Below are 24,261 nucleotides of genomic sequence, written 5' to 3' on the forward strand. Positions count from 1 at the left end.
TTTTTCGCGGATATTCTCGATCTGGCTGTCCGCCGCACCCGGATTGACCATCTCGATCATTGGGCGAAACAGCGGCCGGCCCTGTTCGTCGATCAGACCCGGATTGGTTCGTCCGGGATTCAGGTCGCGCTGACGTTCTTCCCGATGGGTGGCAATTGGCGGGCGAACCGCCTGTGAACTGGCAATCAGACTGTCGCGCGCCAGGCTTTGCAGGCTCTTGATATCGCTCATCAGTTTGGCCTGAGGTGGTGATCCGTAGGGCGACAGTCCATCCCGATCCCAACGGCTGATCACCAGCGGGTATTCGAAAAAACCAGCCTTCCGACAGATATGACCGCTCTGTTCCTCGAAATGGATGCTTTCGTAGCGCGACTTTCTGATGTCTGCTGCGTCCGAGTGGCCACCCTCCCTGAGAAAACAGGCATGAACGAAGACGTGTTCTCGCGTTTTGCGTTTCGGATCCTCGGCGTCCTCTTTCACGCGCTCGGAGACCTTGCCGCCATATTCCTTCACGGCCTGCCACGCCGCCAAGGTCCGCACACGAAAGAAACCGCAGTCATTTCCCTGCGCATCCACAATCAGATATATTTCATAAAGCGGGACGTAGCGGTAATGGATCGGTGTCCGGATGTCGGCAAGACTGTCCTCGTTCTCGACCGGATAAAGCACTCCCGTCCCAAGTTTGACTGTCGACAGAATGCGGGAGCGGTTGGCGAGTGCGAAGCCGGACCGGCCGGAATAGCGCACCCGGAACAGATGATCCCGGACCAGTTCGAAAAACTCCTCATCGTCCTGGGTGGGCGGTGGCGCGAACGGATCGCCAAAGCCGATGCCGTGTCAGGAAAACCCCTCGGGCATCGTCAGCGAACCAACGCCGGATGCCAGACGGTCGAGGAGCCAGACCGCTGTTGGATCGAACAGTTTCCGTGAGCGGTTTCGCGCAGCAGAATGCCGGAAGACACTCATCCCGTCCGACGAAGTCACGCCTCCTGCCCGATTGAACCCACGCTCCATATCGGGAGCGGTGTAGGTGACATAGTCCTGCCAGTCATCTTCCACCCACTGGCGTTCCGCGCGCGCGGACTGCAACTCGGACTTCAGGTCCTCGACGATCCCCATCAGGCACGCCCGAGAAGTGTAACGCCCGGACGCGAGGCGCTGCCGAAATCGGGAACGCCGAGCGGGCTCGTCAGGTTGGTAGCGCGCGAACTATAGGCCGCGGCCCGCCGTCGCCGGCCGTTTTCCTGAAGGTTCCTGGCCTGGCGCTGAGGATCGGGTTGCCGCGGTGGTGGCGGTGTCGGTTCCGGTTTCGGCTGCTTCGCGCCGCCGCCTCCAAAGAGACACATGAGGTGCTCCTTTCAGATGGTTTGGATTTGGGGTTTGGTTTCCAAAGCGCCCCCGCAAAAAAGAATGCCTCGACGGGTCAAACAATGGTGATGCGTCACCATGTGAGACGAGAACGGGTCAACGATTTTGCAGAATGGATCGTCATGGAAGGCTGAAGGCAGGACCGATGTCCCGGTCATTCAGCCACACTTTTCCAAGGTAACCTTGTAAGCTCTGTTTTAGAGCTGTTTTGACGACCCGTCCAGCTTATGGACGGGTCTCAAATACTTGTTTAGGCGTGACTTTTCGAAAAAACCTGTTCAATCAAAAGGCTCTGCCATTTCAGCCTTGCGCGTTGTTCGCCGATTTTTTTCAAGCAGTCCAGCGAGCGGGCGCGCCTAATTGTCGAGGCCCGTTTTCACAGTCGTAATTGTCTCACTGCGGTCCGCTTTCCAACTCGAAACCTTCGTCGATCCAGCCGGTAATCCCACCAGCCATGATCTTCACGGGACGTTCAAGTTCTGCGAGCCGCAATGCGCCGCGCGCCGCGCCATTGCAATGAGGCCCTGCACAATAGGTCACAAACAGGGTGTCTTCCGGCCAATGGGCAAGCTTTGATCGTATGATCTTGCCGTGCGGCAGGTTGATGGCCCCCGGGATGTGTCCCTTGGCATAAAGAGCAGGACTGCGAACATCCAAGAGTACAAATCCGGGATCGCTTTTCAATGCATCTTGGACATCCCAGCAATCTGTCTCGAATCTGAATTCCGACGCGAAATGTTCCGCCGCCAGGGTGCTCGAGGCCGCGGGTATCTTGGTAACATTGTTGGTCATGAGGTCTCCTTTCCAGAACGTTCTGTCCCGGAGGGTGATCATTGGCAACTGGCACGAAAGACGATATACGTAAAAATCATGCCAAACATCTCGGTTTCCGCTCAACTGCCCCCCACGACCGCCCCAACAGGGCCGCTTGTGGTTGCCCTTGTCTATGACGGCCTGTGCACTTTCGAGTTTGGCATCACGGCAGAAATCTTCGGCTTGACCCGGCCGGAATTCGGCAATGACTGGTACCGCTTTGCCAGCTGTGCGATCGAGGATGGCCCTTTACGGGCAGCTGGCGGACTAAGCATTTCTGCTGATCAGGGCATTGACGCCCTCGACCATGCCGACATCATTGTCGTTCCGGGCTGGAAGAGTGCTGACGCGAATATCCCTGCAAATCTCAAGGACAGGCTGGTCATCGCTCATCGGCGCGGTGCGCGGCTCGTATCGATCTGTTCTGGTGCGTTTGTTCTGGCAGCGACGGGCCTGCTCGATGGCAAGACAGCCACCACCCACTGGCGTTATGCCGAGCAGCTTCGCTCCCGTTTTCCCTCCATCACGGTGGATGAAGCATCGCTTTACCGGCTCGAAAACCGCGTTTCTACGTCAGCCGGAAGTGCGGCGGGCATCGACCTGATGCTCGAAATCATTCGGCGTGATTATGGACCGGACAAGGCCAACAGTGTCGCAAGGCGCCTCGTTGTGCCCGCTCAGCGCCAGGGGGGACAGGCCCAGTACCTGGAACGTCCGGTTTCCTGCAGGCCAGAGAGTGCGATCGCCCCGCTCCTGGAAGATGTGCGCCGCCGGCTTTCGGAGAACTGGACAATCGAAGGCATGGCGGCGGGATGCCACATGAGCGCGCGCACCTTTCAGCGGCGTTTCATTGATGCTGTCGGCCTGACGCCGGGCGATTGGCTGACCGGAGAGCGCATCGAAGCGGCCAAGGAAATCCTCATCACAGGGCGCCAGGACATGGAAACGGTGGCGGCACTGGTCGGCTTCGGCAGCGCGCATGCGCTACGCCACCATTTTCGAAAACGCCTTGGATTGAGCCCGACCGACTACCGGCACTTGTTTCGCTCAGATGTAGCCTGAGCGCTGACAATGCTGCACTTCCGGCCAATCGGTATGAAGCGCTGCCACAAACACCATTCCACGAACATGACCTCAGGCAATCGTGCGCTTCCCTGACATAGGGTTAATTGCTAGACTAGTCCTCAAATATAACAGCACAAATAAAAGAGTGAAATGTCGAGACTGGCGAGGGACAGTTATGGCGACAGACAAATTTCACATTTTTCTTATTCGACCAACCAAATATGACGATGACGGCTATCCGATTCATTGGCATAAAACCACAATCCCGGCCAATTCACTTTCCTGCCTTGCAGGAATTTCTTTGGATTGCAAGGAACGGCAAGTCCTTGGTCCCGATGTGGAAATTGCGACCCGCGCCATCGATGAAGGCAACACCCGCATTCGCCCCCACCAGATCATCCATGAGATCCGGCGCGATGGGGCACGTGGCCTGATCTGCTTCGCCGGTGTCCAGAGCAATCAGTTCCCTCGTGCCATTGACCTCGCCCAGCCGTTTCTGGCGGCAGGCCTGCCCGTCGCTGTCGGCGGATTTCATGTGACCGGCTGCATGGCAATGCTTGACGAAATGCCAAGGGACATGCGCGACGCATTGGACATGGGGGTTTCCTTTTTTCTCGGCGAGGCAGAAGGCGGGCGCTTTGACGCTGTGCTGCGAGACGCCTATGCGGGCGTCCTGAAACCGGTCTACGACTACACCAGGGATCTTCCGTCACTTCCAGGGCAACCGGTGCCTGTCGTTGAAAAGGCACAGGTAGAACAGTCGACATTGGGCTACGGCAGTTTCGATCTCGGTCGCGGGTGCCCGTTTGAATGCAGTTTTTGCTGTATCATCAATGTGCAGGGCAGAGGCAGCCGCTTTCGCTCGACCGGGGACCTTGAGAAGATCATCAGGGATCACGCCAGGATCGGTGTCACCAAGTTCTTCGTCACGGACGACAATTTCGCACGCAACCGGAACTGGGAAGCCTTTCTCGATACGCTGATCCGGCTTCGCGAGGAAGACGGGCTCAGGTTCACCCTGATCATTCAGGTCGATACCCTGTGCCACAAGATCCCGAATTTCATAGACAAATGCGTTAGAGCCGGTGTCGATCAGGTGTTTATCGGGCTGGAAAACATCAATCCGGACAACCTGGCCGGCTCCAAGAAAAGACAGAACAAGATCACCGACTACCGTGAGATGTTCCTCGCTTGGAAGAAACACCCCGTGGTCCTGACCGCCGGTTACATCATCGGGTTTCCCAACGACACCCGAGAATCCGTCCTTCACGATATCGATGTCCTCAAGCGCGAGCTTGCTGTCGACATACTCTCACTGTCGATCCTCACGCCGCTGCCAGGCTCCGAGGACCACAAGAACGCCGTGGCCGCAGGCACCTGGATCCATCCGGATCTCAATCGCTACGATTTGACCCATAGTGTGATCCGGCATCCGAACTTGCCCGGCGACGAGCTCGACAAGCTCTACATCGAAGCCTGGGCAACCTTCTATTCCCCGGACCATTGCCGCACCATCCTGCGCCGCGCGGCTGCGCTTGGAAGCAACAAGAAAATTGCGACCATGAACCGGCTGCTGATCTATGGAACCGGATCACGGCTCCACAATGTCTTTTCGCTCGACGGCGGATTCTTGCGATTGAAATACCGTCGTGACCGCCGCCCGGGTTTGCCGGTCGAAAGCCCTCTGATCTTCTATCCCAAACATGCCTTTGAAACGGTGCGCAACATTTTGCTGCTGATGCTCACACGCTGGCGTTACCTGCGCTTCATCAAGGCACTCTGGAGCGACCCCGGGCGCTTTGACTACGTGGATGCGGCCATTGCACCGGTTGGCGCGGGCGATTTCGAGAGGCTGAAACTCTACACCGCAACAAGAGGCGGACAAGAAGCTGTTGCCAATCATCGCAAGATGGAAGCCATCAAGAAAAAGGCTCGGTCAAAAGCACTTGCCGGCACCTTAAAAACGAAAATGGGTGTCACATATCCTGGCCCGCATTCATAACCGGCGCATTCGACGGAATTTCATCCGTGTCAGATGTCGGTGCAAAGGCCCCGCGCACATTCGCTTGGAAGCTGTTTGTCACCAAGATCTGTTCACCGATCTCATCGGTATAGGTCAGGGTCATGCGTGGGCCAAACCCTTCGTCATCGGTTCCACCCTTTTTCCAGTCGCTTCCCGTGTGCGCGTTTGGCATCAATGACCATCGCCTTGCCGTGATGCCAAGTGTTGCCAGAAGTCCCTCCACTTCCTTGCTGATGTAGTCACGGTTTGTCCCACTCGTGGCCGGGTAGACCTTTTCCACCGGGTGTTTGAACACGACACCCTTTGCCTCGGATGCAAATTCCGTCAGGCCCCATGCCATGGAAAACCGCGCGAGCGCCAACGCTTCTGCCGCGTCTTCATCGCCGCCCATATCCAGAAAACTCTGCTTCCAGAGTTTGGCATGTTCCTCCAGTGCTTCGGCTTCCTCTTCGGCGGTCAAGCCAAGTTGACGATACCGGTCGAAGGACGTTTCCCGGGCAGGAACAGCGACCGGTGGCCTTCCTGGGACCGAATGGAATGTATCAACACCAGACCGGACGGTTTCCTGATCCAGGGCCAGCTCGACCGGCGCTGCGTCCTGAGCTGACGCGTCGGGAAAAAGCCGTGCGCTTTCGCCGCCATCTGCCTCCGGTCCCTCCGGCTCACCTGCCTCGCCGCCTGGCGTCGCTGATCCATCCAGGTAGATGAAGTAGCCGCCATATTTTCGTGCGAAATCCTTTTTCCAGGGCATGCCCAGCGACCTGGCCGTCGCAAGCTCGCCAAGGATGGAGGACGCCAGCGCAGGATCGCTCCGATGAAGCCGGCGAATATTTTTCTCCGTTGCGCGCCAATCGACGTCACCGAAGTCTTCGGCAATGTGTTCCGGAAAGACGCTGTCTCCAAACAATTCGTCCCAGAGGCCTTCGCTACCGTTCGACGGATCCGAGCCGTCGGGAGTTCCCTGCCATGCCTCGTTCAGAATTTCGAGGGATCGGTTGGTCCTGTTGTCGAGGTCATGGATCTGCCCCTTGTGTTTCCGGACAAACCTGTCTTCAAGGCGCTGATAAACGGCGGCATAGCCAGCCGCATGTTGGCCTGCTGCATCGTCGAAATGCGTGGACAGAAACTCTGAAACCGGCCTCTCGAAGACCCTTCTGTTTTCAAACCCGGCCGCGGGTCGGCGCCGCTCCGAAGGTGGCAGGTCCTCTTTTGTAATATTGATGTCGACAGCGGCCAGTGCGGCGGACACGAGCCCGTTGCTGTTGACGATCCAGTCTGAGTTGACGTCGCCGATTGCTGCAAGCGTGTCGTAATCCACTTCCGACTGCTCAACCAACTGGGCGAAGAAGGCCATCTTGAGATATTTTTCTTCAAGATCCCCTCCGCTCTCCAGAACAACGGTGTCTTCCTGAGAGCGTTCGGCGGGCGGAACCCAGTCTCGCGACCGTTCCGAGTAGGGACCGATTTCCACGTCGATATTCCCGACGACGGACAGCGGCCCAGGTCCGCCCCGAATGACAAATTCTTTTCCTTCGTTATTCGTATAGATGATGTAGAGATGCCCGAAATCCTTCGAAGCGGCATCCGTCACACGAAGCTCGATAGTTTCCATTTCAGTCTCCGAAACTGGCATCAGACAGGCCTCCGGCAAACGATGGTGCCGAACAGCAAATGACGTCGTTGAATCAACGCGAAGTCGTGAGGGTTTCCGGGAAAGCGTGATGCGCTGCTTCACTCACAGCGTGCCTTGGGCGGAACGTTTTTAGTACCGTCCTGCCAACTCTTGAGAGCAGTTGATCGGCTGAAGGACCTTGCTCCTACCCGGCTGATAGCTGAGAAAAACCTGCAGGACTACATCTAGCGGCTTTGCGAGTTGGTCTCGTTTCGCGTCGACATCGCAGCCCCGCTCCCGCAGGAAGTAAAACATCACCGGTGCGCATGTTGGTCTCGGCCCGATGACCGGTTCATCAAATAGAGCGTGCGGTTTCAACCAACTTCAAACCAGCGAGAAGGCGGCAAGGGCGGCGGCTTGAAACACGCAGTAAAGCAGCAGCACAGAGAGTATGCGTCTTATCCATGTCACTCTTGCAGCCCTGCGCGGATAGCACAGGGCCAACTGGAGAAGACTGAGTACAACGTCGGCTAAAAAAAACGCAATTACGTAATTCCGGTAATCGTTAAACAAAAGAGAAATAAGGTCGCGATCAAAAAAGATACAAAGGTACAAATAGAGAAAAAAAGTGGTGCTCAACCCAACAAAACTGTCAGAAAGGCGACCGATCTTGGAAGTGTCAGGCCCCAGCACCAGGCGGACATTGAGATAAACTCTGAATAGAAGTGACACGGGCCAGAAAGCCAGGAACCCAAAATACGCAACAACCTGCAGATACTCGAGCCATTCCATCGCTTTTACCGTTCACATACCTTTGCAGCTCAGTTCCAGCGCCTCGCCGTCATAACGCCACTGCCAGAGCCAATACATGTTCTCCAATTGTTCCATTGCAATAAATCACAGCATCAAACGCATTGCACCTAAAAATTGTCCTGCTCCCCACCACGCGCACCGTCGCTCCCGGTCCAGGCATAGATCAGGAAGTCTTCGCCGCCCCGGCCGTAGGACTTGAGCCGGCCTTCCCGTTCCGCCCCAAGTGCCTCAATCCAGCGATGGGCAATATCGTGCCCACACATCGTGATCACCTGAAGTCGCCGGCAATCACGTTCAATCTGCGGGCGCAACGACAGGATATGCCGCGTGATCAGCGGCACACAGCGCTTGAATCGCGCTGTTCCAAAAGCCCAGGCCTGCCAGTGTTGCGGATCGAAAGCCGACGCCTGGCTGAAGCCGAAGGCTGCCGCCGGCTGGCCGTCATACCAGACTGACCAGACCATGCCTGGCACTGCCGTCTCGATCGCGCAGACACCCAGGGCGCGCGTGTCCCAGACCTCCCAGAGACACGAGATTTCCTCAAAATCCTGCTGACGCATGTTCGCTGCAATGTAGCTGACATCACGCAGACACAGGTCCTTGATCAGAAGCCGCCGAGGGGATCGTCCAGCGGCTTCATCTGGCTTCGGCCGGTGTTCGTCAGAATTTTTTTCAGGTCCGCCCTGTCTTTCCATCCCCATGCCTCGACCATCGCATCGGCTTCGTCCGGCGACGCACCGAGCCGTTCCTTGATGTCTTCCTTGCTCTCGATCAGGATCCGGCCGCCCTTCATCTTCCAGCGATGCGCCGTCAGCTGCGCCTTGATCGTGGCGGAGCGCCTGATCGCGACCCCCGCCCCGCTTTTGGGGTGAAGCGCCTCGCGAAACCGCCAGTAAAGCTGGGCCCGCAGATTGTAGAAGGGAATGCGGCTGTCTTTCGCGGTCTCGCCGGACTGGGCGGAAAAGACGCATTTTTCGACAGGAATACCGTTCTCACGGGTCAGAAATCCGACCGTATCTCCACCCCAGCCGCCGGTACAGTCGACCACGATCAGCGCATTGTCCCTCCGCTCCCGGATGATTAGCGCACCGACATCCGCTCCATCCTTGGTATCAGCCCCCTTGCGGACGATATTCTGTTCAAACCGCCGGCCGTGCAAAGGCTGCAGGACAGTCTTGTCCTTACCACCCTGCGCAACATCCACAGCCAGCACATCCATCGGCTGGTCCTTGTCGACATTCTCGTCATAGCGCTGAAAGGCCAGGTCAACCCAGTCGGACGGGATCACCTGCCAATCATGATCCTGTCGGGCGGCCAGAAAATCGCCGGTCTTCAGCGCGGTCCGCATCGGCTCCGGCATCTGGTCGAGCTGCGCATCATAGTCAGCGCCCAGAAACTTGTTGTCCTGCCGCCGTGCGGGAATGAAGGTGCGGCTTTTCGGCGTGCGCAATTCGCCCTCGATCTCGACCGGTTCCGGCCCGTCAACCCAGACGGTTCGAATGGCGTCGCCATCGTCGATGAAAACGGCCCAGAGCAGGTCTCCGGGCTTGACCTTGCCATGGAGCGGGTGAAGCGGGTCAAGCCAGGGTCCGAACCAGTCACTCAGATAATCACCCTGTCCACCAATTGGCGGATTGGTAGCGATCAGGCCACGGCAACGTTGTCCCATCCGGCTGCTGCGCAGCCAGCCGAGCACAAAGATGATCTTGCGCGGGTCCATCTGCGCCCCTTCATCGAAGGCCTTCAGGTCATGGTCGCGCCCTTGCCAGTCTTCTTCAGAACCAGGCAGCCCCAGATGACCGAACTCGATCAGGCGTTCGTCCGGGCCAACCCAGCGTGGCGGATTTCCGGTGATCTTTCCCATCTCCGCCTGCCGCATCAGCGCGTTCATGCGTTCGATCAGCCCCTTCAGTGATTTTAGTGATTGCCGGAAGATGGCGGCCTTGTGATGGGCGAACAGCGCCAGGCCGGCGATCAGGTCCGTTTTGCCACCACCGGCGGCACCACCATAGAGTGTCAGATCAGCCTTTGAGAAATAGCCGTCCGTCTGGGGGCCATGTTGCGGCCGCCAGACGTCGAACTGATCCAGAACCCCGGCTTCATCCAATTTCTTTTGCAGGGCGACACGATTGGGTGGCTCCATCCTGTCAATGGTTCTGATCAGTGTTTCCAGAGCCGTCGTCATCTCCCGGCAGATCCTTTGCGGTCAGAAGTGCCATCACGCCCAGCGCGATTTCATTCGAACTTCGTGGTTTCAACGCCTCGAGCCGTCCAGCGTCGTCCGGCCCAGCCAGGATGTTCCAGCTTTCCAGCTCCGAACGGTCCCGCCACCCGGCCCGGTTCTTCATGTTCAGCGCCCAGGCACTGGCGTTGAACTTTGGCAACTCGCCCTGGCTGCCAGCCTTGCCAATACGTTCCCACTCCAGAAGCCCGCGCCGTGCGGCCGCTTCAAGTTGTTCAGCTGGAAAATCCTCCGGGAACTGCTCCGCGTAGTACCGAAGGGTCTTGCGGTCCGCACCTGGAAAGCTGTCGATCGAAAAACCGGCGGCAATATGGTCGCAGAATGCGCTGCAAGCCCGCCGCCTGTCTTCCGGTGTCGGCCATGGCAGCGCGCAAGCGCCGCTGCCCATTTGAGCCATGCGTCACCTCGCTCATCATCAGTCGAAAGAAAAGTCACCCTCGTACGGCGCGGTCGCGCCCCAATGGAAATCCGGCATACGAACACGTGGGGTGTTCGATGGATGCAGTATTCCAGGATGACTTGATAAGACCTCTTATAGCTCCGTTTTGACGAGCCTGTCCAATCACCTGAACCAACTGAACCACCTGTTTAGATTGACCTTTTCAGTTTGCTCTGACCAATCAGGACCTTGGCAGAAGCCGACATTATGCGCCTATGAAGAGACTTTTTCTGTCCCCATCTTCAGAACCTTCGGAGGACCACCGCTTCTTTGCCGGAGCCATGCATTCACCTGCTTCATCACCCGTCCGGACCTGCCAGACTTCGCAAACCGCACTTGACTCAGCTTCCATTTCATAATTAGTTCGGTAACTGAACGAACTAATGAGGTGCCCGTCTTGGCCGACCCTTCCAACATCTCCCGGCGCATGTCCCTGAGTGCAGTGGTTCAGGCGATTGCCAGCTACAGCCCGATCTCCCGCGCAAGCGTGTCCAAGATCACCGGCCTGTCCAAGCAGACCGTGTCGGAGATTGTCGGCAATCTGGAAGAAGAAGGCTGGGTCAGGACCGTTGGGCAAACCGAAGGCCATGTCGGTCGCCGGGCTGTCGTCTACGAGATCGTGCCGGAGGCCGCCTCTGTGGCAAGTGTTGATCTCGGCGGCACCAAGATCCGCGTCGCCATCTGCAACTTGACCGGCGCCGTTGTCTCCGAACTGGTGGAACCGACCGACAAGGCCGGCGGCAAGGCGGTGATCGATCAGGTCGCCGATCTGATCCGTCGCACGGCCGCCCAGGCCGGAACCACCGCGAAACTCCCGCGTGTTGCAGTGATCGGCGTCCCGGGCGCCCCTGACCGGGAAACCGGCAACATCCGCATGGCGCCGAATATTCCCGGCATCGGCGAACTCGATGCACCGGCCCTTTGGCGCGACGCACTCGGCATCGAGGTCTTTGTCGAAAACGACGTCAATCTCGCCGCGCTTGGCGAACACTGGCTGACCAAACGCAGCGACAAGGACGACCTGATCTACGTCTCCATCGGCACCGGCATCGGCGCAGGCATCGTTATTGGCGGTCAGCTCCATCGCGGACTGAACGGGGCTGCCGGTGAGATCGGCTATCTGCCCTTCGGCGCCGATCCCTTCGAGCCGGAGAGCCTGGAAACCGGCGCCCTGGAACGGGTCGCCGCCACACACGCCATTACGGAACTCTACGCCCGGAAAACCGGCAGGAGCCTCGACGTGCCCGCCATTTTCGAAGCCGCCAATGACGGTGACACGGCCGCGTCCGAAACCCTTGACCAGACAGCCCGCCAGGCGGCGCGCGTCATGGCAGCCCTGGCAGCCGTGCTCGACCCGTCCTGCATCGTCATCGGCGGCTCCATCGGTGCGCGCTATGAATTGTTTTCAAGGGTGGAAAATCAGCTGAAGGCCTGTTTTCCCCGCCCAGTCCTGATTGAAAAGTCAACGCTCGGCAATCATGCCGCACTTGCCGGTGGCGCCTCCGTCGCCCTTTCCCGCCTGCACCTGTCCCTTTTCACCGAGGGATTGAAAGGGGTGGAAATCGCCGTGCCGCCCCCTTCCATCGAGACGTTCAGGAAGGGAGCAGCCTGATGAGCTCTGAGTTTCTTCAAACACTGAGCGATCATCAGGACCGGGACGCGGACCTGAAACTGCTGCAAGAGGCCATAGGCCATGAAAGCATCACCGGCAATGAAACCGACTTTGCCTCTTTCCTGAAGAGCCGGATGGACGAACTCGGCCTGCAAACCGGATCGGGTGACTTTCTGCCCGGACGTCTTAATGTCTGGGGGAAACAAAAGCAGCCCGTGCGGACGCAAAACGGCTCCTGTTTGTCGGCCACACCGACACAGTCCACGTCCGTGGCTGGCAAGACAATTGGTCGGGCAAACCGCAGGAGAACCCGTTTTCGGGTGCGCTGATCGATGGCCACATCTGGGGTCGGGGCGCTTGTGATCTGAAGGGCGGTATCTGTGCGGCGCTGGCCGGCTTGCGCCTGTTGCAATCGGCAGGCCACCAACCTGCAGGCGGCCTCTCCTTTGCCTTTATCGGCGACGAGGAAAGCGGAGAACCCGGAACGGGCGTCAGCGCCGGAGCCCACGACCTTGTCAAACGCATCCAAGCCGGCGAAATCGCCAAACCCGATTTCGCAGTCTATGTCGAACCGACAAAGCTCGACGTCTATACCGCGCAGATCGGCTTTTTCATTGCAGATATCACCATCACCGGAAAATCCGCCTATTTTGGCACACCGGAGCTTGGCACCGACGCCCTGAAAGCCACCCACGCCATCCTCGAACAGATCTGGGCGCATGAGGCTGACCTGACCGCCGGGCCGAAACACGACCTGGTCGGCGCATCGTCGGTCCTTGTGACGGATATCCGCGGCGGCGGCTACATCGCCGTGCCCGGCGAATGCCGCTTTTCCCTGATCCGCAAGTTACGCCCCGGCGAAGATCTGAACGAGGCCGTTGCGGCACTGGAAACTGTCATCCACGCAGCTCCCGTTGCCGACGGCATATCCCTTCAGATCGACTATCCCGCAGGCCGGGACCACAAATTCGGCGGTTCCCCGGTCGAGATTGCCCATGACCATCCGGATGCGCGGCTGCTGGCGCGCTGCATCGGTGAGGTCCATGAACCGGGAGGCGCCCTTGGCGGCGCACCCTATTGGTCGGAAATGCCGTTTCTCGTCAACGAGATCGGCTGTCCGGCGGTTTACTGCGCTCCGGGCGACATCGCCCTGGCGCACACATTCGAAGAGCGCATCGAGGTGGAAAGCTACCTGGCAGCTGTCAGGGCTTTTGCGCTGTTCGTGGCCGAATTTTGCGGCCTGGAAGAAGCACGGTAACAACCAACAACCAGAGGGTACCGACATGAAATCTGCAGCAAGACACCTGGCGGCTTCCGCCCTGTTCACACTGATGAGCGTCACCGCTCTGTCTCCCGCCGCCATGGCCCAGACCGTCGGCCCGGGCGGGGAAAGTGCGACGCCGTCCGCCGACGTCGTCGTCGGCGATGACAGCCTGGAGGCGATCCGCGGCGCGGGCTACAAGGCGGCCCTGCTCTGGCACGACCAGTCCGATTTCGTCAACGCCGTCAGCGCCGGTGCAAAGGACGAATTCGAGCGGCTCGGCATCGAGGTAGTGGCCACCACCAGTGCCGGCTTTGACGCCGCCAAGCAGCGCAGCGACATCGAAACCTCGCTTGCCAAGGAACCGAACATCATTCTGTCGCTGCCGCTCGACCCGGTCACTTCCGCGGCAGCCTTCAAGGAAGCCCGTGACGGTGGGGTCTCTCTGGTGTTTCTCTCAAATCTGCCGGCCGGATACGAGCATCCGCGCGACTATGCCGCCATTGTCACCGACGATCTTTTCCAGATGGGCAAGCAGGCCGCCGACGCCCTGGCAAGCGCCATGGGCGGCAAGGGCACCGTCGGCTGGATCTATCATGACGCCGACTATTACGTGACCAACCAGCGGGACAACGCCTTCAAAACGACGATCGAAAAGGACTATCCGGAAATCTCCATCGTCGCCGAACAGGGCATCAGCGATCCGGCCCGCGCCGAAGAGATTGCCAACGCGATGCTTTTGAAGAACCCGGATCTCGGCGGCATCTATGTCACCTGGGCAGGTCCTGCGGAAGGTGTGCTCGCGGCCCTGCGCGCCAATGGCAACAAGACCACGAAAATCGTCACGCTCGATCTGTCTGAGCCGGTCGCACTCGACATGGTCCGGGGCGGCAATGTCGCTGCCATCGTCGCCGATGAAGCCTATGAGCTTGGCCGAGCCATGGCAGCCGCCGCAGCGCTTCGTCTTGCCGGCAAGGATGTGCCGCCTTTCGTGACAGCGCCTGCCATCACCGTGACCGCCGACACGGTGGTCGAGGGATGGAAAAAGTCGCTCAACATCGACGCGCCGGCAAGCGTTTCCTCCGCGCAGTGACCGGCAATACGGCGGGCAGCTCTCTGCCCGCCGGCACTTCCTTGCAGCAAAGAGACTGACATGACCACCATCGCAGCGCGCCTGCAGCGCCTCGATCTGCAGCGCTCCGTAATTTATCTCGGCTTTCTGGCGATCTTCCTGTTCTTCGCGATCACGCTTCACGATGACGGCTTCCTGACCAGCCGGAACCTGACCAACATTGTTCTTCAGACGGCTCCCGCCACCATCATGGCCATCGGTCTTGTCTTTGCGCTGTCAGCCGGAGAGATCGATCTCAGTTTCGGCTCGGTGGTGGCCGTGTCCGCGCTTTCCGCCGCCGTTGCCATGCAATCCTACCCGATGGTCGTCGGCGTCATGGCCGGTCTCGGTGCAGGTGCGCTCATCGGCGCAATCAACGGTGTCCTGGTCGCCTATCTGCGCCTGCCGTCTTTCTTGGTCACGCTCGCAACCATGGGCCTGTTCGCGGGGATTGCACGGTCCATGACAGATCTCCGCTCCATCCCTGTGCTCAATGACACCTTCACCGGCATTTTCGGCTCGGGCGCCCTGTTTTCTATTCCCTCGCTGGTCCTCTGGACCATCGCCGCTGTCATTATCGGCCACATTGTCTATCGCAACACGCGCTTTGGCGCGCATGTGCTGGCGACCGGCGACAATGCCCGTGCCGCGCAGGTCTCCGGCATCAAGGTGCCACGCATTCGTCTCAGCGTGCTCATGCTTTGCGGCACGATGGCCGGCCTCGCCGGATTGCTCTATGCCGGCCGTCTTCAGGCCGCAAAATACACGCTGGGGGAAAGCGATCTGATGACCGTGATTGCCGCGGTCATTGTCGGCGGCACGGCGCTTAATGGCGGCAAGGGCTCGATCATCGGCGCGCTCCTGGGCTCGCTGCTGATGGGCATGCTCAACAATGGCCTCATCCTGATGGGCCTTGATGTTTCGGACCAGATGATCGTCCGCGGGCTCATCATTCTCATTGCCGTCGCCGTCTCCCTGCGCGACACCAGCCGGTAACCGGAGCTTCCCATGTTTCTAGACACCCTGATCCGCCGTAACCCGGCCTTCATCGAAGCGGCGATGGCTCTTCACCAGCAAGGCAAGATCCCGGCCAATACCTATGTGCTCGATCTTGACGCGGTGGAAGACAATGCCCGGCTTTTTCAGACCGAAGCGGCCAAACATGGCCTGAAAACCTTCGCCATGACCAAGCAGGTTGGCCGCCATTCCGGTTTCTGCCAGGCGGTCCAGAAAGGCGGCATCGACCGGTCGGTCGCCGTCGACATGGCCTGTGCGCTTGCCTGCGACCGTGCTGGTCTCAAGACTGGTCATCTTGGCCATCTGGTTCAGATCCCCCGCCGGGAAGCCGCCTTTGCAGCCGCAAAACTGCAGCCAGACTACTGGACGGTCTTTTCCGATACCAAGGCCGCGGAAGCGGCCGGCGCGGCACAAGCAGCCGGGCGCGTCCAGAAACTCCTGGCCCGCATTCAGACCGAAGGCGACACCTTCTACCGCGGACACGAGGGCGGTTTCGCAGCGGAAGACATAGTCGCGGTGGCAGCAAGGCTGGACGCGCTTGACGGCGCAGCGTTTGCAGGTATCACCACCTTCCCGGCCCTGCTCTTTGATCTGGAGACCCGCAAGGTCAAACCCACCCCCAACCTTGCCACGCTTAGCCGGGCCGCCGACGCGCTGGCCAGATCCGGCCGCACCGGCATCGAGATCAATGCTCCGGGCACCACCTCCTCCGCGGTTCTCGGCGCCCTTTCCGAAGCCGGTGCAACCCAGTGCGAACCCGGCAATGGCCTTCATGGCACGACGCCCCTCCATGCGGTGGAAGACCTGCCGGAGAACCCGGCGGTGCTTTATCTTTCAGAAGTCTCGCACCACCATGGCGGCAAGGCCTATTGTTTTGGCGGCGGGCTTTACATCGATCCGGTGTTTCCGAAATATCAGGTGCAGGCCCTGGTCTCCGCCGAACCGACCGCCAGCCGCTCCGCGCTGCGTGACGTCGAGATCCCGGACTATTCGGCTATCGACTATTACGCCATGATCGACGCGATTGGCCCTAAACCGCCGGCACCCGGAGACACGGTTGTTTTCGGCTTTCGCGGCCAGGCCTTTGTCACACGCGCACTTGTTGCCGGCATCTCCGGTATCAGCAGCGGAAATCCGGTCGTAACAACCATCGAGAACAGCTTTGGCGATCTCGTCAGCTGGCCGGGAGTGCACCAGCAATGAACTTGGCAGATCCAGTCCTTTCCCTGACCAACATCCACAAGGCCTTTGGCGGTGTGGTTGCCATCCAGGATTTTTCGCTCGACCTCAGGGCCGGCGAGATCGTCGCGCTTGTCGGTGACAACGGCGCCGGCAAATCCACACTGGTGAAGATCATTTCGGGCGTCTACAAGCCGACCTCCGGCGCGATTCGCCTGGATGGCGAGGAGGTCAGCTTCTCCGACGCGAGCTCCGCCCGCAGCCGCGGCATCGAAGTGGTCTATCAGGATCTGGCCCTGGCCGATCAGCAGCCGGTCTACATGAACATGTTTCTCGGGCGCGAACTAACCAGGCCACCCTTTGGCCTGCTCGACAAGAAGCGTATGCGCCGGGAGTGCCAGCAGCTGGTTGATGAGCTGGATGTACGCATTCCTTCTGCCAGTTCCACCATCCGCGATCTCAGTGGCGGGCAACGGCAAGGCATCGCCATTGCAAGAGCGACCCACTGGGCGTCCAAGCTGGTCCTCCTGGACGAGCCGACCGCAGCCCTGGGTGTCGCCGAAACCGCCAAGGTGGAAGAGCTTGTCGCGTCGCTGAAGAAGAAAAACCTTGCTATCCTGATCATCAGCCACTCGCTCGACCAGGTTTTCCGCCTCTCCGATCGCATTTGCGTGCTGCGCCGCGGCCAGCAGATTGGCATTCGCGAAACGGCCGAAACCGACAAGAACGAGATCGTGTCCATGATCACCGGCGTTGCGGACAAGACCACAGACCCCGGCAAAAGTGCGGGCACGTCGGCCAGATCAGCAACGGCCGGGCTTTAGAACGGGATGGTGACGTTCAGAGTGAGGCCATAGGAGCGCCTTGTACCACATGCCCCGACGCCTTCGAACTCAAAACAGCGCAAATGGCCCCTTCAGCAATGACCTGAGAGACTTAATCTGTTCATCTATCCTCTGGCCCCAAATTGAAACCTTCTGCTCGCAGAGAGCTAGGCAGAGGTCTTCAAGAAAACACAGAGTTTACAAATCAGCTCCTCGGACGATTACTTGACATCGAACTCCCTTTCACTCGAACGGCCTTCTTGCCGACACCTATCGGCACAGTCTGTTCAGCCGACATCGGCGTGATGCGAGGATCCGTTCTGTTCCTTCTGGTATCCCTCGTCCCACAGACCGAAATAATCGGCTTCCGGTGGATAGGGATTGTCTTGTCGCATTTTCCCGTCCCGGTACGCTTCCACACCGCGTTCGAAGGCATGAAGCTGTGCCTTGGTCAAATACCCGTTCATCCTGCACGTCCTCAATAAATGAGTAAAATGGCTACCCCTTGCCAATCCCCGCCCCTTCGCGGCGCAATCTCAGTGGGCGGAAAACCGGAAACGCACTACACCCAATGATTGACGCGCGCAGTGTAGTCTTCAGGATTTGTCTGACAACTGCTTTCATGCCCGCTGTTCCGGGCAGCCTGCCTTCAACGGTCCTGTGTTCTGGCAGGACAACAATACATGCAGCATGACGGAATCACTTAATACCTAGATTTTATTGTTTTTTTCTGAGAACCCTCAGGCAGAAGCAATCCCTTGCTCCGGAAATCGAGGTGGCGCGATCCAGCCAGGCTTTTTGCGCAGAACTAGCCGAAACACGGCTTTGCCGTGCCATTCTGGCGTGTCTTCTCGCGTCCCAAATGAAACGACCAATCCGCAGATGAGTCGCAAACACCCGCAATGGAACAAGTGAACGACAAACCCTACCGCAGAGTGCACCGAGGACCTTTCTGGAAATCGCTAGTGCCGATGCGCACGTGGCGGCTGGCCGAATTCCAGTCGGTACGCCCGTGTCATCGCACTTGAATTGCGATATCCGCATCGCTCGGAAATCTCCGCAATGCTGAGCCGTGTCAGTTCGACAAGCCTCCGGGCTTCACGCAGCCGGATCGCCTTGTAGACACCGAGCGGTGTCATGCCCACCTCCTGCCGAAAGTGGTCTTCCAGGCTTCTCTGGTCGATGTTCAGCCGGGCTGCCAGTTCGGCGATCGTGAGCGGCGTTTCCAGCGTCCTGCGCATGAGTGCCGCCGCGCTGCGCACCAGGCTGTCTGCCGTCAACCGCAGACGCGGATCCTGCCGCTCAAACGCGTCGCCATGCATGAAATTGGCGGAGACTTCGAGTGCAAACAGGGCACCATGTTGCTGTTTGATCAGCTCCAGTGTCAGCTCGAAAGTGGTCGACGCGCCGCCGCAGGTGCAGGTGTCCCTGCCGGCGACGACGCGGTCCTCAACCACATCCACTTCCGGGAAGGTTTCGGCAAAGAGAGACAGCTCGTCCCAGTGAATGGTCGCCTGGCGACCGTCCAGGAGACCGGCCGAGGCCATCAACCAAGCACCGGTATCCATGCCGACAAGGGTCGTAAAACGCCCCCTCGCCGCCCGCAGCACCCTTTGCATGCGGGCACCGGCATACTGCGTATAGTCGTAGCTCGGCATCACAAAGAGGAAATCCCCGGTCGGCATGGCCTCTGCCCAGGACCGGGTGTCCACCGGTAGCCCGCTGGAAGAGGTAACGGTGCCTCCGTCCAGGCTGACATGCTCCCAAACGTAAAGCTGCCGGCGGGCAATCGTGTTGGCCGCCCGAAACGGCTCAACGGCATTGGCAAGGCAATAGACCGAGAACTTGTCGAACAGGAAAACGCAGATTTTTCGGGAAGCGGAAGATTTTTCCGAAACCTGCATGGTTTTTCTCCAAAACGGCACACTGACGTTTCCCTGCTTGTCTCACTCTCTGTTGCAAGAGGCAAGAGGAGATCCCGATGGAGTTTGGTCTGAGCGAAGAGCAGGAGATGATCGTCTCCACCGTCCGCTCTTTCGTTGAAAACGAGATCTATCCGCACGAGGACATGGTCGAGAAAACCGGTCAGGTGCCTCTGGAGCTCGGTGAGGAGATCAAGCAGAAATGCATCGATCTCGGCTTCTACGCCTGCAATTTCCCGGAAGAGGTCGGCGGCGCCGGGCTCAGCCATCTGGATTTCACGCTGGTCGAGCGTGAACTCGGTCGCGGATCCATGGCCCTCAACCACTTTTTCGGCCGTCCGCAGAACATCCTGATGGCCTGCAGGGACGAGCAGCGCGAGCGCTATCTGTTGCCGGCCGTGCGCGGCGAAAAGATGGACGCGCTGGCCATGACCGAGCCGGATGCCGGCTCCGATGTGCGCGGCATGAAATGCCAGGCCGTGCGCGACGGCGGCGATTGGGTGATCAACGGCTCCAAGCACTTCATCTCCGGGGCGGAACACGCAGACTTTTTCATCGTCTTTGTTGCCACGGGTGTCGACGAGACACCGAAAGGTCCGAAGAAACGCATCACATGTTTCCTGGTCGACAGAGGCACGCCGGGCTTTGAAGTCCGCGATGGCTACAATTCCGTCAGCCATCGGGGCTACAAGAACTACATTCTCTATTTCGACAAGTGCCGCTTACCGGACGCACAGGTTCTCGGCGAGGTTGATGGCGGTTTCGACGTCATGAACGAGTGGCTTTACGCGACTCGGCTGACCGTTGCTGCCATGAGTGTCGGCCGCGCGCGCCGCTGCTTCGACTATGCCGTGAATTATGCCGCTGAACGCAAGCAGTTCGGTCAGGCCATTGCCAAGTTCCAGGGCGTCGGCTTCCAGGTCGCCGACATGATCACCGAGATCGATGCAGCCGACTGGCTGACGCTGGTCGGCGCCTGGCGCCTCGATCAGGGGCTGCCCGCCAACCGCGAGATCGCCAGTGCCAAGGTCTATGCCACGGAAATGCTGGCCCGTGTCACGGACACGACCCTGCAGATCTTCGGCGGCATGGGCCTGATGGACGACTTTCCAATCGAACGCTTCTGGCGCGACGCAAGGGTCGAGCGCATCTGGGACGGCACCAGCGAGATCCAGCGCCACATCATCAGCCGCGACATCTTCCGGCCGCTCGGGGCCTGATCCATGCGGTCCCTGGAACGTCTGCTCCGGCCGAACTCCATTGCCGTCATCGGCGGCGGCACCTGGTGTGAAAACGTCATCGGAGAATGCCGCAAAGCCGGTTTCAATGGTGCACTCTGGCCCGTCCATCCGAGCCGAGACGAGATTGGCGGGGTCAGGGCCTTCCGCTCGGCAGACGAGCTGCCCTCCGCACCCGACGCGGTCTTTATTGGCGTCAACCGGAACACCACCATAGAGGTTGTGGCAAGCCTGGCGCGTCTTGGGGCCGGCGGCGCGATCTGCTTCGCCTCCGGTTTCAGTGAGGCCACGAGAGAGCTTGCCGATGGTGCGGACCTGCAGGCAGCCCTGGTTGACGCAGCCGGGGAGATGCCGATCCTTGGCCCGAACTGCTATGGTTTCCTGAACGCGCTCGATGGTGCCACGCTCTGGCCAGACCAGCATGGCCTGACACCCGTGGAATCCGGCGTTGCCATCATCGCCCAGTCCTCGAACATTGCCCTCAATCTGACCATGCAGACCCGCGGCCTGCCGATCGCCTATCTGATGACGGTCGGCAACCAGGCACAGACCGGTCTGTCGGCCATCGGCGATGCGCTTCTTCAGGATGAGCGCGTCACGGCCATAGGTCTTTACATCGAGGGCCTGGACGACCTTGCGGCCTTTGAGGCCTTTTCGCGCCGTGCCAATGCCCTCGGCAAACCGGTCGTTGCCTTGAAGATCGGCCGATCGGAGGCAGCGCAAGCAGCCACACTGTCACATACCGCATCGCTGGCCGGCAGCACGGCCGGCTCCGACGCCCTTTTCAAACGCCTGGGCATCGCGCGTGTCGACAGCCTGCCCGCGCTCCTGGAGACCCTGAAACTTCTGCATGTCGCCGGTCCGCTCGAGAGCGCAAACATCGCGTCCATGTCCTGTTCCGGGGGCGAAGCCAGCCTGATTGCCGACACCGCAGTTGGCCGCAACGTGACTTTCCCGGCGCTGACCGACAACCAGCGCGCAGCTTTGACCAATGCCCTCGGCCCCAAAGTCGCGCTCGCCAACCCGCTCGACTATCACACCTATATCTGGGGTGATAAAGCCGCCATGAGCCGCTGCTATACGGCCATGATGCAGGGCGATCTTTCGCTCGGGCTCGTCATTCTCGACATTCCACGGCAGGACCGGTGCGATCCCGCAGCTTGGCTGAAAGTATTCGACGCGGTGGAAATCGCCCAGAAAGCCTCCGGTCGCCAGATGGCCATCCTGAGTTCCCTGCCGGAACTGATGCCGGAGGCAATCGCAACCGGATTGATCGCACGGGGCATCGTCCCGCTCTGTGGTTTCGAAGAAGCCCTTACGGCCATCGAGGCCGCTGCCCTGTTCGGGCGCCCTCTGCCGACGGACCCGGTGCATCTGCCCGGCCCGGTCAATGATCCGGAGCTTCTGGACGAGAGCAAGGCCAAGGCGCTCCTTGCAGAACACGGGCTCAGAATTCCGAAAAGCCGCAACGCCGCCAGTTCTGAGGAGGCGGCACGCGCTGCTGAGGAGATCGGCTTTCCGGTTGTGCTCAAGGGCACCGGCATTGCCCACAAGACCGAGGCTGGTGCTGTCGCACTCAATCTGACATCTGCCTGCGATGTTCAGGAAACCGCCGAAAAAATGCCGACGGCGACATTCCTTGTGGAAGAGATGGTCACCGGAACGCTGGCCGAGCTCCTGATCGGCGTCGTCCGCGATCCGGCCCATGGCTACGTTCTGACGCTTGCTGCCGGCGGCACCTTGACCGAGCTTCTGAAAGACAGCGTCTCGCTGATCCTGCCTGTCGGTGAAGAGGACATCCGCACAGCCCTCGCCACGCTGAAGATCGGCCGCGTGCTGACGGGCTATCGCGGCATGCCTTCCTGCGACATGAAAGCAATCGTTTCTGTCGTTCTTGCCATCCAGGCGCTTGCCTGCAGCACACCGGTCGAGGAAGTTGAAATCAATCCCCTGCTCTGCGGCAGGGACTTTGCCATCGCCGCCGATGCGCTGGTGAGACTGGGAGGAAACTGATGGAAGGTCCCGTCAAGACCGAAAGACGCGGCCATATTCTGGCCGTCACGCTAGACCGGCCCAAGGCCAATGCCATTGACCTGGCGACAAGCCGGATCATGGGCGACGTCTTCACCGATTTTCGCGATGACCCGGAGCTGCGCGTTGCCATCGTCACCGGTGCAGGCGAGAAATTCTTCTGCCCGGGCTGGGATCTCAAGGCCGCTGCCGACGGCGATGCGGTCGATGGCGACTATGGCAAGGGTGGCTTCGGAGGTCTTCAGGAACTGCGCGGGCTCAACAAGCCGGTGATTGCCGCCGTCAACGGCATCTGCTGCGGCGGTGGGCTGGAGCTGGCCCTGTCCGCAGACATCATTCTGGCCGCAGACCATGCCACCTTTGCGCTGCCCGAGATCCGTTCCGGCACGGTTGCCGACGCCGCCAGCATCAAGCTGCCGAAGCGCATTCCCTATCACATCGCCATGGAAATGCTGTTCACCGGCCGCTGGATCGACGCAGACGAAGCTGCGCGCTGGGGCATGATCAATCACATCCATCCGGCGGCCGACCTCATGGACCAGGCCTGGAAGATGGCCGAGCTACTCGCCTCCGGCCCGCCGCTTGTCTATGCCGCGATCAAGGAGATCGTGCGCGAAGCCGAAGACATGAAGTTCCAGGATGCGCTCAACCGCATCACCGGAAGCCAGTTTCAGACGGTGGAAACCCTCTACCGCTCGGAGGACCAGATGGAAGGCGCGCGCGCCTTTGCCGAAAAACGCGATCCGGTCTGGAAAGGCCGTTAGGAGACCAGAATGCCCCTTCAAATGAACCGCGACGTCTTCATCACCTGTGCCGTCACCGGCTCCGGCGGTACCCAGGACAAGTCTCCGCACGTGCCGCGCAGCCCGAAGGACATTGCCGACAGCGCCATCGATGCGGCCAAGGCAGGCGCAGCCATCGTTCACTGTCACGTGCGCGATCCGGAGACCGGCGCTCCATCCCGGCGCCTGGACCATTACCGGGAAGTCACCGACCGTATTCGCGATGCGGATGTCGACGTGGTCCTGAACCTGACGGCCGGCATGGGCGGCGACATTGTCTTCGGCTCGACCGAGGCGCCTCTCCCTGTCAATGAAGGTGGCACGGACATGATCGGTGCCACCGAACGCATGGCCCATGTGCGTGAGTGTCTGCCGGAGATCTGTACACTCGACTGCGGCACCATGAATTTTGCCGAAGCCGACTATGTCATGACCAACACCCCGGGCATGCTGCGGGCGATGGGCGCCATGATGACGGAGCTGGGCGTCAAGCCCGAGATCGAGGCCTTCGACACCGGTCACCTCTGGTTTGCCAAGCAGCTGGTCCAGGAAGGCACGCTTGCCTCCCCCGCCCTCGTTCAGCTGTGCATGGGCGTTCCCTGGGGTGCGCCGAACGATCTCAACACCTTCATGGCCATGGTCAATGCCATTCCGCAGGACTGGTCATGGTCGGCCTTCAGCCTCGGCCGGGACCAGATGCCCTATGCAGCGGCGGCAGTGCTTGCCGGCGGCAATGTCCGTGTCGGGCTGGAAGACAACCTGTTTCTGGAAAAAGGTGTGCTGGCCACCAATGCCCAGCTGGTGGAAAAGGCCGTCGGCGTTGTTGAAGGCATGGGTGCCCGGATCATCGGCCCGGACGCCGTGCGCGCGCAACTGGGTCTCACCAAGCGCGCACCAGTGGCGGCCTGA

At 59.8% G+C, this 24,261-nt stretch carries 23 protein-coding genes and 1 pseudogene; 13 read left to right on the plus strand and 11 right to left on the minus strand.

Going from position 1 to position 24,261, the window contains the following annotated elements; all coding sequences use genetic code 11:
- Positions 1 to 18: 18 nt before the first annotated feature.
- The 4 genes and pseudogenes from CHH27_RS28320 to CHH27_RS11650 form a co-directional block, all read right to left on the minus strand.
- Positions 19 to 747 (minus strand): annotated as a pseudogene (locus CHH27_RS28320) (portal protein); the annotation flags it as partial.
- A gap of 90 nt (positions 748 to 837) precedes the next feature.
- Positions 838 to 1,119: a portal protein gene (locus CHH27_RS28640; RefSeq protein WP_094071736.1), complete on the minus strand. Its 282-nt coding sequence runs from the start codon at positions 1,117 to 1,119 to the stop codon at positions 838 to 840.
- Entirely contained in the window at positions 1,119 to 1,346 is a 228-nt protein-coding gene (locus CHH27_RS27660) for a hypothetical protein (RefSeq protein ID WP_157738880.1), read from the minus strand. The genes CHH27_RS28640 and CHH27_RS27660 overlap by 1 nt, the downstream gene beginning before the upstream one ends.
- A 415-nt stretch (positions 1,347 to 1,761) precedes the next feature.
- Entirely contained in the window at positions 1,762 to 2,160 is a 399-nt protein-coding gene (locus CHH27_RS11650) for a rhodanese-like domain-containing protein (protein ID WP_094074690.1), read from the minus strand.
- A 78-nt stretch (positions 2,161 to 2,238) separates the two neighbouring features.
- Between CHH27_RS11650 and ftrA the strand changes: the two genes are divergently transcribed.
- Positions 2,239 to 3,243, plus strand: coding sequence for a transcriptional regulator FtrA (gene ftrA / locus CHH27_RS11655; protein ID WP_198338405.1), 1,005 nt, complete (start codon positions 2,239 to 2,241; stop codon positions 3,241 to 3,243).
- Between the two features lie 82 nt (positions 3,244 to 3,325).
- Complete coding sequence (locus CHH27_RS11660) at positions 3,326 to 5,248, plus strand: radical SAM protein (protein WP_371681845.1); 1,923 nt, start codon at positions 3,326 to 3,328, stop codon at positions 5,246 to 5,248.
- Here the strand turns inward: CHH27_RS11660 and CHH27_RS11665 are convergent.
- The 5 genes from CHH27_RS11665 to CHH27_RS11685 all read right to left on the minus strand — a co-directional run bounded on the left by CHH27_RS11665 (position 5,223) and on the right by CHH27_RS11685 (position 10,333).
- Complete coding sequence (locus tag CHH27_RS11665; RefSeq protein ID WP_094071738.1) at positions 5,223 to 6,881, minus strand: hypothetical protein; 1,659 nt, start codon at positions 6,879 to 6,881, stop codon at positions 5,223 to 5,225. The two genes, CHH27_RS11660 and CHH27_RS11665, sit on opposite strands and share 26 nt — an antisense overlap.
- 384 nt (positions 6,882 to 7,265) lie before the next feature.
- Complete coding sequence (locus CHH27_RS11670; RefSeq protein ID WP_094071739.1) at positions 7,266 to 7,673, minus strand: hypothetical protein; 408 nt, start codon at positions 7,671 to 7,673, stop codon at positions 7,266 to 7,268.
- Positions 7,674 to 7,801: 128 nt separating this feature from the next.
- On the minus strand, positions 7,802 to 8,254 hold the full coding sequence (locus tag CHH27_RS11675) for a hypothetical protein (protein ID WP_094071740.1): 453 nt from the start codon (positions 8,252 to 8,254) through the stop codon (positions 7,802 to 7,804).
- Positions 8,255 to 8,298: 44 nt separating this feature from the next.
- The gene (locus CHH27_RS27945; RefSeq protein WP_094071741.1) at positions 8,299 to 9,879 is read right to left on the minus strand and encodes a hypothetical protein; all 1,581 of its coding nucleotides are present in this window, start codon (positions 9,877 to 9,879) and stop codon (positions 8,299 to 8,301) included.
- Positions 9,842 to 10,333 carry a hypothetical protein gene (locus CHH27_RS11685; RefSeq protein ID WP_157738881.1) on the minus strand — a complete coding sequence of 164 codons (492 nt, stop codon included), beginning with the start codon at positions 10,331 to 10,333 and terminating at the stop codon, positions 9,842 to 9,844. The genes CHH27_RS27945 and CHH27_RS11685 overlap by 38 nt, the downstream gene beginning before the upstream one ends.
- Positions 10,334 to 10,763: 430 nt before the next feature.
- On the opposite strand from CHH27_RS11685, the gene CHH27_RS11690 reads away from it, so the two are divergent.
- From CHH27_RS11690 to CHH27_RS11715, 7 genes are read left to right on the plus strand one after another with little or no spacing between them, the layout of a single operon-like run.
- Entirely contained in the window at positions 10,764 to 11,987 is a 1,224-nt protein-coding gene (locus tag CHH27_RS11690; protein ID WP_371681846.1) for an ROK family protein, read from the plus strand.
- Positions 11,987 to 12,316 (plus strand): hypothetical protein, encoded by a 330-nt coding sequence (locus tag CHH27_RS28325; RefSeq protein WP_247646216.1) that lies wholly within the window; start codon positions 11,987 to 11,989, stop codon positions 12,314 to 12,316. Before CHH27_RS11690 ends, CHH27_RS28325 begins: the two co-directional genes overlap by 1 nt.
- On the plus strand, positions 12,223 to 13,245 hold the full coding sequence (locus tag CHH27_RS11695; RefSeq protein ID WP_247646279.1) for a M20 family metallopeptidase: 1,023 nt from the start codon (positions 12,223 to 12,225) through the stop codon (positions 13,243 to 13,245). The genes CHH27_RS28325 and CHH27_RS11695 overlap by 94 nt, the downstream gene beginning before the upstream one ends.
- A gap of 25 nt (positions 13,246 to 13,270) precedes the next feature.
- Entirely contained in the window at positions 13,271 to 14,341 is a 1,071-nt protein-coding gene (locus tag CHH27_RS11700) for a substrate-binding domain-containing protein (RefSeq protein WP_208988832.1), read from the plus strand.
- A 60-nt stretch (positions 14,342 to 14,401) separates the two neighbouring features.
- Positions 14,402 to 15,355, plus strand: coding sequence for an ABC transporter permease (locus CHH27_RS11705; protein ID WP_094071744.1), 954 nt, complete (start codon positions 14,402 to 14,404; stop codon positions 15,353 to 15,355).
- Between the two features lie 12 nt (positions 15,356 to 15,367).
- Positions 15,368 to 16,579 carry an alanine racemase gene (locus tag CHH27_RS11710; RefSeq protein WP_094071745.1) on the plus strand — a complete coding sequence of 404 codons (1,212 nt, stop codon included), beginning with the start codon at positions 15,368 to 15,370 and terminating at the stop codon, positions 16,577 to 16,579.
- Positions 16,576 to 17,379: an ATP-binding cassette domain-containing protein gene (locus CHH27_RS11715; protein WP_094071746.1), complete on the plus strand. Its 804-nt coding sequence runs from the start codon at positions 16,576 to 16,578 to the stop codon at positions 17,377 to 17,379. Before CHH27_RS11710 ends, CHH27_RS11715 begins: the two co-directional genes overlap by 4 nt.
- 287 nt (positions 17,380 to 17,666) lie before the next feature.
- Here CHH27_RS11715 and CHH27_RS11720 read toward each other — a convergent pair whose 3' ends face one another.
- Positions 17,667 to 17,846 (minus strand): hypothetical protein, encoded by a 180-nt coding sequence (locus CHH27_RS11720; protein ID WP_094071747.1) that lies wholly within the window; start codon positions 17,844 to 17,846, stop codon positions 17,667 to 17,669.
- 495 nt (positions 17,847 to 18,341) lie between these two features.
- A complete protein-coding gene (locus CHH27_RS11725; RefSeq protein WP_094071748.1) occupies positions 18,342 to 19,283 on the minus strand; it encodes a GlxA family transcriptional regulator in 942 nt (313 codons plus the stop codon).
- A gap of 77 nt (positions 19,284 to 19,360) precedes the next feature.
- On the opposite strand from CHH27_RS11725, the gene CHH27_RS11730 reads away from it, so the two are divergent.
- From CHH27_RS11730 to CHH27_RS11745, 4 genes are read left to right on the plus strand one after another with little or no spacing between them, the layout of a single operon-like run.
- Positions 19,361 to 20,521 (plus strand): acyl-CoA dehydrogenase family protein, encoded by a 1,161-nt coding sequence (locus CHH27_RS11730; RefSeq protein WP_094071749.1) that lies wholly within the window; start codon positions 19,361 to 19,363, stop codon positions 20,519 to 20,521.
- A 3-nt stretch (positions 20,522 to 20,524) separates the two neighbouring features.
- The gene (locus CHH27_RS11735) at positions 20,525 to 22,552 is read left to right on the plus strand and encodes an acetate--CoA ligase family protein (RefSeq protein ID WP_094071750.1); all 2,028 of its coding nucleotides are present in this window, start codon (positions 20,525 to 20,527) and stop codon (positions 22,550 to 22,552) included.
- Positions 22,552 to 23,334: a carnitinyl-CoA dehydratase gene (locus CHH27_RS11740; protein WP_094071751.1), complete on the plus strand. Its 783-nt coding sequence runs from the start codon at positions 22,552 to 22,554 to the stop codon at positions 23,332 to 23,334. Before CHH27_RS11735 ends, CHH27_RS11740 begins: the two co-directional genes overlap by 1 nt.
- 9 nt (positions 23,335 to 23,343) lie before the next feature.
- Positions 23,344 to 24,261: a 3-keto-5-aminohexanoate cleavage protein gene (locus tag CHH27_RS11745; RefSeq protein ID WP_094071752.1), complete on the plus strand. Its 918-nt coding sequence runs from the start codon at positions 23,344 to 23,346 to the stop codon at positions 24,259 to 24,261.

The sequence above is a fragment of the Labrenzia sp. VG12 genome, from assembly GCF_002237595.1.
GTDB lineage: Bacteria > Pseudomonadota > Alphaproteobacteria > Rhizobiales > Stappiaceae > Roseibium.

Excerpts from the sequence above, each read along its gene's own strand:
- CHH27_RS28640 (WP_094071736.1), bottom strand. The coding sequence starts at position 1,119 with ATGGGGATCGTCGAGGACCTGAAGTCCGAGTTGCAGTCCGCGCGCGCG.
- CHH27_RS27660 (WP_157738880.1), bottom strand. The coding sequence starts at position 1,346 with ATGTGTCTCTTTGGAGGCGGCGGCGCGAAGCAGCCGAAACCGGAACCG.
- CHH27_RS11650 (WP_094074690.1), bottom strand. The coding sequence starts at position 2,160 with ATGACCAACAATGTTACCAAGATACCCGCGGCCTCGAGCACCCTGGCG.
- ftrA (WP_198338405.1), top strand. The coding sequence starts at position 2,239 with ATGCCAAACATCTCGGTTTCCGCTCAACTGCCCCCCACGACCGCCCCA.
- CHH27_RS11665 (WP_094071738.1), bottom strand. The coding sequence starts at position 6,881 with ATGGAAACTATCGAGCTTCGTGTGACGGATGCCGCTTCGAAGGATTTC.
- CHH27_RS11670 (WP_094071739.1), bottom strand. The coding sequence starts at position 7,673 with ATGGAATGGCTCGAGTATCTGCAGGTTGTTGCGTATTTTGGGTTCCTG.
- CHH27_RS11675 (WP_094071740.1), bottom strand. The coding sequence starts at position 8,254 with ATGCGTCAGCAGGATTTTGAGGAAATCTCGTGTCTCTGGGAGGTCTGG.
- CHH27_RS27945 (WP_094071741.1), bottom strand. The coding sequence starts at position 9,879 with ATGACGACGGCTCTGGAAACACTGATCAGAACCATTGACAGGATGGAG.
- CHH27_RS11685 (WP_157738881.1), bottom strand. The coding sequence starts at position 10,333 with ATGGCTCAAATGGGCAGCGGCGCTTGCGCGCTGCCATGGCCGACACCG.
- CHH27_RS28325 (WP_247646216.1), top strand. The coding sequence starts at position 11,987 with ATGAGCTCTGAGTTTCTTCAAACACTGAGCGATCATCAGGACCGGGAC.
- CHH27_RS11700 (WP_208988832.1), top strand. The coding sequence starts at position 13,271 with ATGAAATCTGCAGCAAGACACCTGGCGGCTTCCGCCCTGTTCACACTG.
- CHH27_RS11705 (WP_094071744.1), top strand. The coding sequence starts at position 14,402 with ATGACCACCATCGCAGCGCGCCTGCAGCGCCTCGATCTGCAGCGCTCC.
- CHH27_RS11710 (WP_094071745.1), top strand. The coding sequence starts at position 15,368 with ATGTTTCTAGACACCCTGATCCGCCGTAACCCGGCCTTCATCGAAGCG.
- CHH27_RS11715 (WP_094071746.1), top strand. The coding sequence starts at position 16,576 with ATGAACTTGGCAGATCCAGTCCTTTCCCTGACCAACATCCACAAGGCC.
- CHH27_RS11720 (WP_094071747.1), bottom strand. The coding sequence starts at position 17,846 with ATGAACGGGTATTTGACCAAGGCACAGCTTCATGCCTTCGAACGCGGT.
- CHH27_RS11725 (WP_094071748.1), bottom strand. The coding sequence starts at position 19,283 with ATGCAGGTTTCGGAAAAATCTTCCGCTTCCCGAAAAATCTGCGTTTTC.
- CHH27_RS11730 (WP_094071749.1), top strand. The coding sequence starts at position 19,361 with ATGGAGTTTGGTCTGAGCGAAGAGCAGGAGATGATCGTCTCCACCGTC.
- CHH27_RS11735 (WP_094071750.1), top strand. The coding sequence starts at position 20,525 with ATGCGGTCCCTGGAACGTCTGCTCCGGCCGAACTCCATTGCCGTCATC.
- CHH27_RS11740 (WP_094071751.1), top strand. The coding sequence starts at position 22,552 with ATGGAAGGTCCCGTCAAGACCGAAAGACGCGGCCATATTCTGGCCGTC.
- CHH27_RS11745 (WP_094071752.1), top strand. The coding sequence starts at position 23,344 with ATGCCCCTTCAAATGAACCGCGACGTCTTCATCACCTGTGCCGTCACC.